Below are 12,033 nucleotides of genomic sequence, written 5' to 3'. Positions count from 1 at the left end.
CCACCGGCGTCAATCGCTACACTGAGCAGGTTACGAACCCAAGAGGAGTTGACCCGTGTCCCGAGACCAGATCGTTCGCTCGAGTCGCAATCCGTCCAGCACCGGTTCCATCAGCGAGACCATCTCGACCAACAAGGTCATCCGCCAGACCTACATGCTGCTGTCGGTGACGCTGGCATTCAGCGCCGTGATGGCCTTCGTGGCGATGGCTGTGGGCGCCCCGGCGGTGCACTGGCTGGTCCTGCTGGCGGTCCTGATTGGCGGCCCGTTCGCCATCCATGCCGCTCGCAATTCCGCGCTCGGACTGGTGCTGACCTTCGCCTTCACCGGCGTGCTGGGCTTCTTCCTCGGCCCGATCCTGAGCATGTACCTGGGCCTGCCCAACGGGCCGCAGATCGTCGGCAATGCCTTTACCGCCACGGCGGTCGCCTTTGTCGCGCTGTCCGGCTATGCCCTGGCCACCAAGAAGGACTTCAGCTTCCTGGGTGGCTTCCTGGTGGTCGGCCTGATCGTCGCCCTGCTGGCGATCGTCGCGAACATCTTCCTGGCGATCCCGGCGCTGTCGCTGACCATCTCGGCGGCCGTGGTGCTGCTGCTGTCGGCGGCGATCCTGTTCGACACCAGCCGCATGATCCACGACCCGGAGGCCAACTACATCATGATGACGGTCTCGCTGTACGCGAACCTCTATGTGATGTTCCTCCACCTGCTGAACCTGTTCCACGCCTTCATGGGCGACAACTAACAGTCGCAGGCCGACAGGCAAGCGATTCGGGCCCCGCGATGCGGGGCCCTTTTGTTGGGAAACACTGATCAATGTACACGCTCGCGTTGGTACCCCAGGTTTTCCGAGGCAAGCCGCATCGTGCGGTCGGTAGTGATCCTGTCCGCAAGCGTCGCAACACCGTTTCGCCTGGTAAACGCCATGACTGAACTGCGACACGGGGTATTTCTCGACCTGTCCACGGTGGATCGCGACGACCTGGACCTCACCCCCCTGCGCGAGGCCCTTCCCGAGTGGGACCTGCACCCGCGCACAGACCCCGACGAGATCGCCGCCCGCATCGCCAGTGCCGAGGTTGTGGTCACCAACAAGGTGGTGCTCGACGAGTCGCTGCTGGCCGCGGCCGCAAACCTGCAGCTGGTCTGCGCGGCGGCCACCGGCACCAACAATATCGATGTCGCCGCCGCGAACCGGGCGGGCATCACGGTCAGCAATGCCCGCGACTATGCGACAGACTCCGTGGTACAGCATGTCTTTGCCCTGCTGCTGACGCTGGTCACGCGGCTGGACGACTACCGCGCCGATATTCGCGCCGGCCACTGGAGCGCGTCCGATCAGTTCTGTCTGCTGGATCACCCGATCCGGACCCTGGCGGGCATGCGTCTGGGCATCATCGGCCATGGCGTACTGGGCCAGGCCACGGCACGCGTCGCCCGGGCCTTCGGCATGCAGGTTCAGGTGGCCGCAAGCCTGCGCAAGGCGGTGCCCTCGCCTGCGGATGACGCGGATCGAATCCCGCTGCCCGAGCTCCTGGCGACCAGCGACGTGGTCAGCCTGCATTGCCCGTTGTCCCCCGAAACCCGCCACCTGATCGACGACAACGCACTGCGGCAGATGCCCACTGGGTCAATCCTGCTCAATACCGCCCGTGGCGGCCTGGTCGATCCCGAGGCCCTCGCGCGGCATTTGCGAGCGGGCCACCTGGGCGGTGCCGGCATCGACGTCCTGGAGCCCGAGCCCCCGCCCGCAGACCACCCCCTGCTGGCAGCGGACATCCCGAACCTTGTGCTGACGCCACATACGGCCTGGGCGGCCCGCGGTGCCCGTCAGCACGTGATCGAGGAGGTCGCAGCCAACATCCACTCTTTCGCCCAGGGACAGCCCCGCCATGTCGTCAGCTGACCCATCCCGCACCGACCACGAACTGATCGCGCGGATCGAGGCGCTGGAAGTTCGCCTGGCGCATCAGGAATACACCCAGGAAGAGCAGGCCCGCGTCCAGCACGAGCTCCAGCAGGACAACCAGGAACTGCGCCGCCAGCTCCAGTGGCTCCGCGACCGGTTGCGGGAACTCGAGGACCAGGGTGGCGGCCCCGGAGACGGCAACGAGCCGCCTCCGCCGCACTACTGACCGTGACCCTTCAAGTCCGCGCAGAACCCGGGCAGGAGGCCCGAGGCCGGGAGATCGACCACTACCTGAGAGCCCACGGCTATCGCCACCTGGGCGAGGCGCCCCTGGTACTGGAGGTCGGCGCGCACGGGCTGTCGCTGATCCGCGAGGAGGGTCGACGCGAACTGCGTCTGCATCTGGACTTTGCCACCGGCCGTCAGGGATATCGTCTGGCCCATAGCGGGCATCAGCGAGAGGGCCTGATCCGGGCCATGGGCAACATCCCGCGAGACAGCCATGTGGTGGACGCCACCGCCGGCCTGGGGCGCGATACGCTGCTGCTGGCCGCGCACGGCTTCCGCGTGGATGCCTGGGAACGCCACCCGGTCGTCTACCTGCTGCTGGCGGATGCCCTGCAGCGCGCCGCCCATGACGAGGCGCTGGCCCCGATTGTCGAGCGCATCACGCTGCACGCGGGCCTGGCCACGCCAGCGACCCTGGGCACACCGCCCGTCGCCGCCGTGTTCGATCCCATGTTTCCGGAGCGGGCCAAGCGCGCCGCGGTCAAGAAGGACATGCAGCTGACCCAGGCCCTGATGGAGGGCGCCCCGGACCCCGACCCGGAAACCACGCTGCAGCGTCTGCGCGAGGCGGCCACGCGGCGGGTCGTCGTCAAGCGGCCCCTGCATGCCCCTGCCCTGGGTCCCGACACGCCCCAGGGCAGCGTCCGGGGCAAGAGCGTACGCTTCGACGTCTACGCACCCACCGTGCACGCCTGAATCCGGCCTCCGGGCCCGCCCACGCGCGCCTCACCGATCACGAACCACCCAGAATCAGCCTGTCGTCTCCGGAGAAACGGTACTCGGGGATCGGCAGATTGCGCCGGGCGTCCTGCCCGTCATACACCCGTCCGGCGGCATCATAGCGGCCCCCACGGCAGCGATCGACGAACCCGCCGGACCAGTCGTCCGCCGCGTCCGGGTGCACCAGATCCAGCTCGCAGCCGAGATCGGTGCTCTCGCCGATCACGACCAGCCACTCCGGCCGCAGACTGCGCAGCGGCAGTTCCAGCCCGTCTGGCTGCTGGCCCCGGCGGGCGCGTGGATCGACCAGCTCGTCATCTTCACCCAGCGCCTGTTGGAGGGCCGGGTCACGGTGCAGCACCAGGATGCGCCGACCCTCCCAGTCCAGCCGCTTGAGCTGGCCGGGGGCGATCGTATCCAGCTCCACGACGCGGCGCTCGGTCTCCCCGCCACCCAGCATGGACAGGGCGTAGCTCGCAAGGACACCGGCGAACATCACCACCCCGCCCAGCACCATCAGCTTCATCAGGACGCGGATCCGTATTCGATTCAGGCTTTCGCCCGCGGGCTGCATCGTGAGTACCCCGGTCTGTAAAGAATGTGCTTTGCGCCTGGCCGGCGTGCCTCTACACTACGCGCATGACTACAGCCAGACGCTCCGGACGCCGCCACTACATCGGCATCCACAATGACTTGTACGGCGGCATGACGCCGGTCGGCAATATTATCCGCGATGCCTGGGTCTTCGGCTTCCTGCCGGAGACCGAGACCTGCGAGGGGTGGGACCTCGGGCGCATCCAGCAGCTCCACGACCAGGTCAACGCCGAGTGGGACAAGTACGACCTGCGCATCGCCAACCTCCCGCCCGAGCTTCGCGAGCGCCACACGCGCATCCACGATGCAGCGATCGAGCGTGCCCGCGAGCACGGCTGGATCCCCGGGAAGGACTACGACAGCGAGATGGGCGACGACGCCTAGCCCTAGGGAAACACTGATGCCAGGTACGGAGACCGAGCCGATGATCCGCGCCCTAGTCGTGATCGGGGCCCTGCTCGCCGCCATCGCGGTGGTGCTCGGTGCCTTCGGCGCACATGCCCTGCAAGAACGATTGTCCGAGCGCGCGCTGGCCACCTGGGACACCGGCGTCCAGTATCACTTCATCCATGCCCTCGCCCTGTTGCTACTGGCAGCGCTGTGGTCGCACCTGGCCAGCGGCTGGGCCACCGCCAGCGCCGTCGCCTTCGTGCTTGGCATCCTGCTCTTTGCCGGCAGCCTGTATGCCCTGGCACTGGGCGCCCCGCGCGTACTGGGAGCCATCGCACCTCTGGGCGGCACCACCTTCATCCTCGGCTGGCTGAGCCTGGCGATCGCCGCCTGGCGGGCGTAGCAAGACATTTGCAAACCCGGACAAAGCCAGACTTGGCTTTTCTCAGCGCATCCAACATTTATACTGCCTGCGCCACAAGCATTGACTGAACCGAGAGACCCATGAGCCAGCCCTCCTTCGCCGTATTCGCCGAACAGACCCTCGACGAGATCTACAACCGCCTGAGCGACCAGGACGGTCTCGACGACCTGGACATCGACCTGATCGACGGTGTCCTGACCCTCGAATTCGAGGACGGGGCGCAGATGATCCTGAACCGCCAGGAGGCTGCGCAGCAGATCTGGCTGTCCTCGCCCGAGGGCCCGGCTCACTTCGGCTACAACGAGGACGAAGATGCCTGGCTGGATGACCGTAACGGGGACGACCTGCACGAGACCGTGGCCCGCGTGATCGGGCAGAAGCTGGGCGTACGCGTCGAGCTCTAGGGAGACGCTGATTGAATCGCACGTCCGCGCTCGAGTCGCTTTTGCGTGCGAACAAGGCGCGGTGACTGCCGTGCAGTCATTCTGCACAAAGGAGCCGCAACGCCGTTCCCGCGCCCGTTTTTGATCAACAACGGGCGGCCGAGCTCCTGCTTTCAATAGCTTGTGGGGTTGGTGCCCCCTGTTCCCCGATCCTGCGTTGCGCCCCGCATTCATCAAAAACGGGCGGGTAGAACCACTACCCGCTACACGACGCGCCTTGTCTCGGAAAACAGGGGGCACCAACGCGGACGTGCGATTAAACCAGCGTCTCCCTAGTCTCGGCCCGACCGGCCGTCTTCACCCTCCTGCGACGACGCCTCCGGAGATCCCTCCTCATCCAGCGCCCGCAGGTGGGCCTCCAGCTCCGCCAGCACCGGATGCGGCCGGTCCTCTTCCAGCGCGTTATCCAGTGCCCGGGTCGCTTCCAGCGCCTGGGGGTCCCCTCGCAGCGGCATGCGCGCGATCCCCAGCGCCAGCATGCGGAACTGGCGAAACACCAGGTAGCTGACGGTCGCGGTGATCAGCGCCGCCCACATCTGCTCCTGAAACCAAAGCCAGACGGCGATCCCGTAGCCGCTGAAGGTCAGCACAAAGATCCCCAGCGCGACACGATGAGCGCGGGCCACAATGGCCTCCAGCACATCGCGATTGCGCACGACGAAGTCACGTTCGAAATGCATGCAGTTCGGTCCTCGGCCGCCTAGGGAAACGCTGATTCATGTACACGCTCGCGCTCGAGTCGCTTTTGCGTGCGAACAAGGCGCGGTGACCGCCGTGCAGTCATTCTGCACAAGGGAACCGCAACGCCGGGCGCGCGCCCGTTGTCATCAAAAACGGGCGGCCGAGCCCCTTGGGGTTGGCACCCCCGGTTCCCCGATCCTGCGTTGCGGCCCTTGCCGGTAGAACCGCTACCGGCTGCGCACCGCGCCTTCTCTCGGAAAACCGGGGGTGCCAACGCGAGTGTGTACATGAATCAGCGTTTCCCTAACGGCTATGGTTGCTGGGCGCGCCAGCGTTCGAAGGTTGGATAGTCCTCATAGCCGCGCGTGAGCACATAGTCCATCACGTTGCGCAGCCGGTTCAGGTGCACGACCGAATCAATGCGGATGATCTCCTCGCCCGTCTCGTCGAAGAAGATCAGAGTCGGCGCCCAGTGCACGTCCAGTTCCGCCGCCCAGTCGCGCGGGTTGGTTCGTTGACCGTCCGGGGTCAGTACCGGCGTGTCACTGTCCTCGGCGTCCAGCTGGACGGCATCCATCAGGGCGATGCGGTCCAGCACCTCGTCTTCCTGCAACGGTTCGGTATGCAGGATATCGCAGGCATGGCAGGCCTCGCGCTCGAAGAACACCACCAGGGGCCGTTGCGCGGGGATCTTGCTGCGATCCAGCGCATAGGGCTCGTTGACAAAGAAGTCGCGCTCGTTGATGTCGTCCGTGTCGAACTTGGGCGGAGGGTCGGCGCGGTCGAGATAATCACGAAAACTCATTTCGCGGTCGTGACGCTCCGTCACGAAGTCGAGCAGCGCGCGGAATCGATACGGCGGGTAGTATCCCCGCATCTGGTGGATGCGTTCGCCGTCAGCATCATAGAAAGCAATTGAAGGGGTGAAGTTAAGCCGCTGTTCCGAGGCATATTCGCGTTCGAATTTGACCTCCCCGTCCAGCCCGGTCACCTCGCGGTCGCCGAGCACGTCGATCGCCACCACATCGAAGTTGTCCGACAGCTGCGCGCGAATGTCCTCTTTCTCGAAATTCACCTCGAACAGCTGTTCGCAGTACGGGCAGTCGTCCATCCCGTAGTACACGGCCAGCCCCTGCTTGCCGCGCTCCACGGCACGTTCCAGGTCCTCCGGCAGATCGAGAAAGCTCAGCTCGAACCAGTCCGGTGCGTGCAGGCCGATGATCCGCGGTGAATCGTCGAAATCGAAGCCCTCCTCGATCTCGGCCTGCGCCCACAGCGGCCAGCAAAGCAGCAGCACCAGCAGACTGACGAACGCAGTTGGCTTTCCGATTTGGCTCACATCCACCCCGCCTGAATCAACTTACTGTTCAGACGGCGGTTTCAGGACCGAGGTTCCACCGAGATAGGGACGCAGCCGCTCCGGGACCGTGATCGAGCCGTCGGCCTGCTGGTGATTCTCGAGCAGGGCGACCAGGGCACGACCCACCGCGACACCGGACCCGTTGATGGTATGCACCAGCTCGGGCTTGCTGCCTGCTTCCGGACGGAAGCGGGCCTGCATACGCCGCGCTTGGAAGGCCTCGAAATTGGAGCACGAGGAGATCTCGCGGTAGGCCTGCTGGCCCGGCAACCAGACCTCCAGGTCATAGGTGCGCGCGGCCGCAAAGCCCATGTCGCCGGTACTCAGCAGCATTACGCGATAGGGCAGCTCCAGTGCCTGCAGCACCGTCTCCGCGTGCCCGAGCAGCTCTTCCAGGGCCGCGCCGGACTGTTCCGGATGCACCACCTGCACCAGCTCCACCTTCTCGAACTGGTGCTGGCGGATCAGGCCGCGCACGTCACGCCCGTAGCTGCCCGCCTCCGAGCGGAAGCACGGGGTGTGGGCGGTCATCTTCAGCGGGAGCGCGCCGGCCTCGAGGATCTGCTCGCGCACCAGGTTGGTCAGCGTGACCTCGGCGGTCGGGATCAGCCGGAAACGCTGGTCGCAGTCCACCGAGAACAGGTCCTCATCGAACTTGGGCAGCTGGCCCGTCCCCTCCAGGGACTCCGGATTCGCCAGGTACGGGACATAGGTTTCCTGGTAGCCATGCTGCTGGGTGTGCAGGTCGAGCATGAACTGGGTCAACGCGCGGTGCAGACGCGCCATCTCGCCGCGCATCACCACGAAGCGGGAGCCGGCCACGCGTACCGCCGCCTCGAAATCCAGCCAGCCGCCGGGCAGGCCCAGGTCCACGTGGTCGCGGGGGGTGAAATCGAACTCGCGCGGGGTGCCCTCGCGGCGCACCTCGACGTTCGCCTCCTCGTCCTTGCCGACGGGCACGTCCTTCTGCGGCAGGTTCGGGATGCGCATCAGCAGCGCGTCCAGCTCCTGCTGCACGCCATGCAGGTCGGCCTCGCACTGCTTGAGTTCATCACCCAGACGACCGACCTCGGCCTTCAGGGGCTCGATATCCTCGCCCCGCGCCTTGGCCTGCCCGATCCCCTTGGAGCGGGTATTACGCTCGTTCTGGAGTTCCTGGGTACGAACCTGAAGGTCCTTGCGCCGCGCTTCCAGCGTCTCGAAGCGCTCGCGGTCGAGCTCGAAGCCGCGGCTGGCCAGGGCCGCCACGGTCGCGTCCAGGTCCTGGCGCAGACTGCGAATATCCAGCATGTCGGTAATCCGTTCACAAACGACCGGGAAGTCTACGGTCGCGGCCGCGCCCCGTCCATGGCCGGGCCGTCAGGCCCGTCCGGCCTCAGCCGCGTGACGCAGCGGCATTCCAGCGACGCCCCTGCACGCTACCCAGCCATACGCCCGCCAGCCACAGCACCAGGGATACGGACACATACAGCGCCGCACGTCCGGGATCGCCCGTCTCCAGCAACCACAGGCTCTCCAGGCTGAACACCGAAAACGTCGTAAAGCCCCCGCAGAAGCCGGCCAGGACAAACTGGCGGCTCACCGGATCGGCGGGCCGGCAACCCTCCGGGGCACTGATCACGGCGTAAAGCCCAATCAGCCAGGAGCCGGCCACATTCACCGCCAGCGTGTCCCAGGGAAACCCGGTTCCCATCAGGTGCAGCCCGGTCCACGACAGGCCATAGCGCGCCATGCTGCCCAGCGCGGCCCCCAGGGCGACGAACGCGGACAGGCGCAGCGAGTAGCCCGTCATGCCGCACCACCCGCGACGCGGCCCAGCGCATGGCCGATATACACCAGCGCCAGCCCACCACCCAGTGTGAGCAGGACGTAGGCGATCGCCGGGCGCCAGCCGTCGCGTTCCGCAACACCCAACGTCTGCAGGCTGAACGAGGAGACCGTGGTGAAACTGCCGAGCACCCCCACCACCAGCAACAACCAGAGCCAGCGCGCTCCGGAGGGGTCCGCCACCAGCCCGATCGTCACGCCGATCAGCAGCGCGCCCGAGGCGTTCACGACCAGCGTCCCCCACGGGAAACGGCCTCCGGTGCGGTTATCAATCCACTGCGACAGCCAGAAGCGCGCCAGCCCTCCCAGCGCGCCCCCTGCCCCCACCAGCACAAGGCCCTCCCACCAGTCGATCATGACGGCATTGTCTGTGCCCGCAGTCGGCCTGTCGAGCATTTGCATTCGGCGCACCGATTCAGCGCCCTCCGCGGATCTGTTCAAATACAACTTGGCCATGCTTCGGCACACGCTAGTGCGCCTGTTCATCGACAAGCCCTGACACATCGCCTTTCCCGGCGCATGATTAGGACAACCGGAAGCAATGTACAGCCGCCATCCGTCAGGGATACACATGAGCGATCGCGAACCAGACCGCGACTGGCACAGCCGGGGCGTCGACCAGACCCTGGATGCCCTTGGCACCAACGCTGACGGCCTGGATAGCGAAACCGCCCACCAGCGGCTGGAAAAACACGGGTACAACCGGCTGCCCCAGCCGCCACGCCGTGGACCGCTGATGCGCTTTCTGGGGCAGTTTCACAACATACTGATCTACGTACTGATCGCCGCAGCCGTTGGCACAGCGCTCCTTGGTCACTGGCTGGATACTGGCGTAATCCTCGGGGTGGTGCTGATCAATGCCACCATCGGCCACATCCAGGAGGGCAAGGCCGAAAAGGCCCTCGAAGCCATCCGCGGGATGCTCTCGCCCCAGGCGCAAGTCCTGCGGGAGGGGCAACGCCGCAGCATTCCCGCCGAGAAGCTCGTCCCCGGCGATATCGTCTATCTGCAGGCCGGAGACCGAGTCCCGGCTGATCTGCGCTTGATCGGGGCGCACAATATGCGGGTCGACGAGGCCACGCTGACCGGCGAGTCGATCGCCAGCGACAAACAGACCGACCCCGTGGACAGCGACGCCGATCTTGGCGACCGTCAGTCCATGGCCTACTCCGGGACCCTGGTCGCCTTCGGCCAGGGGCGCGGCGTAGTGGTGGCCACGGGCGCCAATACCGAGATCGGCCGCATCTCCACCCTGCTTGGCGAAGTGGAGAGCGTCACCACTCCGCTGCTTCAGCAGATCGCCCAGTTTGGCCGCTGGTTGTCAGTCGCGATTGGCGTGCTGGCGGCACTCACCTTTGCATTCGGCTTCTGGGTGCGCGACTACGACCTGGTAGAGACCTTTCTCGCTGCAGCCAGCCTTGCCGTTGCGGCGATTCCCGAGGGGCTGCCAGCGATCATGACCATCACCCTGGCGATCGGGGTTCAGCGGATGGCTGCCCGTCACGCGATCATCCGCCGCCTGCCGGCGGTCGAGACCCTGGGCTCGGTTACCACCATCTGCTCGGACAAGACCGGCACCCTCACCCGTAACGAGATGACGGTAAAGAGCATCATCACCACCCAGGCAGAGTACGAACTGGGCGGGGTGGGCTACGAGCCGCACGGCGGGGTCACCCGCGACGGCCAGGAGGCCGATCCGGAGACCGATCCCCTGCTGGCCGAGACCTTGCGCGGTATCCTGCTGTGCAACGACGCCGAGGTCTATCTCAAGGGCGACCAGTGGACCATGGAAGGCGACCCGACCGAAGGCGCCCTGATCACCGCGGCGATGAAGGGCGGGCTGGAGCCGAAGCTCGTGAACAAGGAATTTGTGCGCGACGACGTGATCCCGTTCGAATCATCCTACAAGTTCATGGCCACCCTGCACCACGATCATGAGGGGCACGCCTTCCTCTTCCTCAAGGGCGCGCCGGAACGCGTACTGGCGCTGTGCAGCCACCAGCGCACCGACGATGAGGATGAGCCGCTGGACACCGAACACTGGCAGCAGTGGATGGATGATGTCGCCTCCCGCGGTCAGCGCCTGCTCGCTCTCGCTACCAAACGCATGGAAAGGCACTGCCGAGAACTCGAGTTCGACGACATCGAGAACGGAGGCCTCACCCTGGTTGCTGTCTGCGGAATCATCGACCCTCCGCGAGAAGAGGCAATCGAAGCGGTGGCTCACTGTCAGAGAGCCGGGATCCGCGTGAAGATGATCACCGGCGATCACGGCGTCACCGCACGGGCGATCGCCGACGAACTGGGCATCAGCACCGAAGGCGGTGTCGTGGTCGGCCACGAACTGGACGACACCTCGGACGATGACCTCCAGGCGATGGTCCAGCGGGTCGACGTATTTGCCCGCACCACACCGGAGCACAAGCTGCGGCTCGTTCGCGCGATTCAGAGCCACGGCGACGTGGTAGCAATGACCGGTGACGGCGTAAACGACACCCCTGCACTCAAACGCGCCGATGTTGGCGTGGCCATGGGACTGAAGGGTACCGAGGCCGCACGCGAGGCCTCCGCAATGGTGCTGGCCGACGACAACTTCGTCTCCATCGCCAATGCGGTCGAGGAAGGCCGCACGGTCTATGACAACCTGAAAAAGGCGATCATGTTCCTGCTGCCCAGCAACGGGGGACTGGCCTTTACGATCGTCGCTGCCATTTTGCTGGGTCTGACCTTGCCGCTAACCCCGGTGCAGGTCCTGTGGGTCAACATGGTCAGTGCGGTTACCCTCGGCCTGGCGCTGGCCTTCGAACCGACCGAGCCGGGCGTGATGCAACGCCCTCCTCGCCCGCCCAATACGCCTATCTTGTCCGGCTTCCTGCTCTGGCGCGTCAGTTTCGTGTCCACCCTGCTGGTCGCCGGTGCCTTTGGCCACTTCCTGTGGCTGGAGCAGCAGGGGGCCGAACACGAGTTTGCCCGTACGGTGGCCATCAACACCCTGGTCATGGGGCAGCTGTTCTTCATGCTTACCAGCCGCTCTCTTCTGGCGCCCGCTCTCAGCCATGCAAGCCTCGTCGCCAGCCGACCGGCCCTGATCGCAATCGGGATCCTGATCGTGCTCCAGAGCCTCTTTACCTATGCCCCGCCACTGCAACTCCTGTTCGGCACCACCGCCATCGGACCGCAAGAGTGGCTGCGCATCCTCGCGTTCGGCCTGATCCTCTTTACCCTGGTGGAGCTCGAGAAGGCCCTGTTGCGCCGCAGGGGCTTCAACCCGCACCAGTAAAGGAGCCCCGAGCCGGCAGCCGGCCGCGGCCGCCCCCGTCCGCGACTGGCTCACGCCGGACAGCCCGCCGGGGCCCGCGTACGCCTCCCGTGATGAAGGGCCAGAGTTTGCAATCGG

The 12,033-nt window shown here is 65.8% G+C and carries 14 protein-coding genes; 8 read left to right on the top strand and 6 right to left on the bottom strand.

Translation table 11 applies throughout. The annotated features are described in order from the left end of the window. Positions 1 to 55: 55 nt before the first annotated feature. The 4 genes from F468_RS0111815 to F468_RS0111800 all read left to right on the top strand — a co-directional run bounded on the left by F468_RS0111815 (position 56) and on the right by F468_RS0111800 (position 2,893). Positions 56 to 745, top strand: coding sequence for a Bax inhibitor-1/YccA family protein (locus F468_RS0111815; protein WP_018139182.1), 690 nt, complete (start codon positions 56 to 58; stop codon positions 743 to 745). A gap of 180 nt (positions 746 to 925) precedes the next feature. After that, positions 926 to 1,906, top strand: coding sequence for a D-2-hydroxyacid dehydrogenase (locus F468_RS0111810; RefSeq protein WP_018649353.1), 981 nt, complete (start codon positions 926 to 928; stop codon positions 1,904 to 1,906). Next, complete coding sequence (locus F468_RS14340; protein ID WP_081601215.1) at positions 1,893 to 2,135, top strand: SlyX family protein; 243 nt, start codon at positions 1,893 to 1,895, stop codon at positions 2,133 to 2,135. Before F468_RS0111810 ends, F468_RS14340 begins: the two co-directional genes overlap by 14 nt. A gap of 2 nt (positions 2,136 to 2,137) precedes the next feature. Further along, positions 2,138 to 2,893, top strand: coding sequence for a class I SAM-dependent methyltransferase (locus tag F468_RS0111800; protein WP_018174446.1), 756 nt, complete (start codon positions 2,138 to 2,140; stop codon positions 2,891 to 2,893). A 37-nt stretch (positions 2,894 to 2,930) separates the two neighbouring features. On the opposite strand, the gene F468_RS0111795 is transcribed toward F468_RS0111800, so the two are convergent. Then, positions 2,931 to 3,491 (bottom strand): hypothetical protein, encoded by a 561-nt coding sequence (locus F468_RS0111795; RefSeq protein WP_018993614.1) that lies wholly within the window; start codon positions 3,489 to 3,491, stop codon positions 2,931 to 2,933. A 131-nt stretch (positions 3,492 to 3,622) separates the two neighbouring features. Between F468_RS0111795 and F468_RS0111790 the strand changes: the two genes are divergently transcribed. The 3 genes from F468_RS0111790 to cyaY all read left to right on the top strand — a co-directional run bounded on the left by F468_RS0111790 (position 3,623) and on the right by cyaY (position 4,729). Further along, positions 3,623 to 3,895, top strand: coding sequence for a hypothetical protein (locus tag F468_RS0111790; protein ID WP_018139187.1), 273 nt, complete (start codon positions 3,623 to 3,625; stop codon positions 3,893 to 3,895). A 16-nt stretch (positions 3,896 to 3,911) separates the two neighbouring features. Then, positions 3,912 to 4,304, top strand: a complete 393-nt coding sequence (locus F468_RS0111785) for a DUF423 domain-containing protein (RefSeq protein ID WP_018995242.1) — start codon at positions 3,912 to 3,914, stop codon at positions 4,302 to 4,304. Between the two features lie 101 nt (positions 4,305 to 4,405). Further along, positions 4,406 to 4,729, top strand: a complete 324-nt coding sequence (gene cyaY / locus F468_RS0111780; protein WP_012982299.1) for an iron donor protein CyaY — start codon at positions 4,406 to 4,408, stop codon at positions 4,727 to 4,729. 311 nt (positions 4,730 to 5,040) lie between these two features. On the opposite strand, the gene F468_RS0111775 is transcribed toward cyaY, so the two are convergent. The 5 genes from F468_RS0111775 to F468_RS0111755 all read right to left on the bottom strand — a co-directional run bounded on the left by F468_RS0111775 (position 5,041) and on the right by F468_RS0111755 (position 9,032). Beyond that, positions 5,041 to 5,448 carry a hypothetical protein gene (locus tag F468_RS0111775; protein WP_018139189.1) on the bottom strand — a complete coding sequence of 136 codons (408 nt, stop codon included), beginning with the start codon at positions 5,446 to 5,448 and terminating at the stop codon, positions 5,041 to 5,043. A gap of 311 nt (positions 5,449 to 5,759) precedes the next feature. Next, the gene (locus F468_RS0111770) at positions 5,760 to 6,788 is read right to left on the bottom strand and encodes a thioredoxin fold domain-containing protein (protein ID WP_018174444.1); all 1,029 of its coding nucleotides are present in this window, start codon (positions 6,786 to 6,788) and stop codon (positions 5,760 to 5,762) included. A gap of 21 nt (positions 6,789 to 6,809) precedes the next feature. Beyond that, entirely contained in the window at positions 6,810 to 8,099 is a 1,290-nt protein-coding gene (gene serS / locus F468_RS0111765; protein ID WP_018649352.1) for a serine--tRNA ligase, read from the bottom strand. Between the two features lie 85 nt (positions 8,100 to 8,184). Then, positions 8,185 to 8,601 (bottom strand): fluoride efflux transporter CrcB, encoded by a 417-nt coding sequence (crcB, locus tag F468_RS0111760; protein WP_018138819.1) that lies wholly within the window; start codon positions 8,599 to 8,601, stop codon positions 8,185 to 8,187. After that, positions 8,598 to 9,032, bottom strand: coding sequence for a CrcB family protein (locus F468_RS0111755; protein ID WP_018138820.1), 435 nt, complete (start codon positions 9,030 to 9,032; stop codon positions 8,598 to 8,600). Before F468_RS0111755 ends, crcB begins: the two co-directional genes overlap by 4 nt. 175 nt (positions 9,033 to 9,207) lie before the next feature. Between F468_RS0111755 and F468_RS0111750 the strand changes: the two genes are divergently transcribed. Next, positions 9,208 to 11,916 (top strand): cation-transporting P-type ATPase, encoded by a 2,709-nt coding sequence (locus tag F468_RS0111750; RefSeq protein ID WP_018138821.1) that lies wholly within the window; start codon positions 9,208 to 9,210, stop codon positions 11,914 to 11,916. The last annotated feature ends 117 nt before the right edge of the window (positions 11,917 to 12,033 follow it).

This window comes from Thioalkalivibrio sp. ALJ2, from assembly GCF_000378325.1.
GTDB lineage: Bacteria > Pseudomonadota > Gammaproteobacteria > Ectothiorhodospirales > Ectothiorhodospiraceae > Thioalkalivibrio.
Note: the sequence above shows the minus strand (reverse complement) of the source record. Positions and strands in the feature narration are given on the sequence as shown.

What these genes read in the sequence shown, in the direction of transcription:
- F468_RS0111810 (WP_018649353.1), top strand. Translation starts at nt 926, where the DNA reads ATGACTGAACTGCGACACGGGGTATTTCTCGACCTGTCCACGGTGGAT.
- F468_RS14340 (WP_081601215.1), top strand. Translation starts at nt 1,893, where the DNA reads ATGTCGTCAGCTGACCCATCCCGCACCGACCACGAACTGATCGCGCGG.
- F468_RS0111795 (WP_018993614.1), bottom strand. Translation starts at nt 3,491, where the DNA reads ATGCAGCCCGCGGGCGAAAGCCTGAATCGAATACGGATCCGCGTCCTG.
- F468_RS0111790 (WP_018139187.1), top strand. Translation starts at nt 3,623, where the DNA reads ATGACGCCGGTCGGCAATATTATCCGCGATGCCTGGGTCTTCGGCTTC.
- F468_RS0111785 (WP_018995242.1), top strand. Translation starts at nt 3,912, where the DNA reads ATGCCAGGTACGGAGACCGAGCCGATGATCCGCGCCCTAGTCGTGATC.
- cyaY (WP_012982299.1), top strand. Translation starts at nt 4,406, where the DNA reads ATGAGCCAGCCCTCCTTCGCCGTATTCGCCGAACAGACCCTCGACGAG.
- F468_RS0111775 (WP_018139189.1), bottom strand. Translation starts at nt 5,448, where the DNA reads ATGCATTTCGAACGTGACTTCGTCGTGCGCAATCGCGATGTGCTGGAG.
- serS (WP_018649352.1), bottom strand. Translation starts at nt 8,099, where the DNA reads ATGCTGGATATTCGCAGTCTGCGCCAGGACCTGGACGCGACCGTGGCG.
- crcB (WP_018138819.1), bottom strand. Translation starts at nt 8,601, where the DNA reads ATGACGGGCTACTCGCTGCGCCTGTCCGCGTTCGTCGCCCTGGGGGCC.
- F468_RS0111755 (WP_018138820.1), bottom strand. Translation starts at nt 9,032, where the DNA reads ATGCTCGACAGGCCGACTGCGGGCACAGACAATGCCGTCATGATCGAC.
- F468_RS0111750 (WP_018138821.1), top strand. Translation starts at nt 9,208, where the DNA reads ATGAGCGATCGCGAACCAGACCGCGACTGGCACAGCCGGGGCGTCGAC.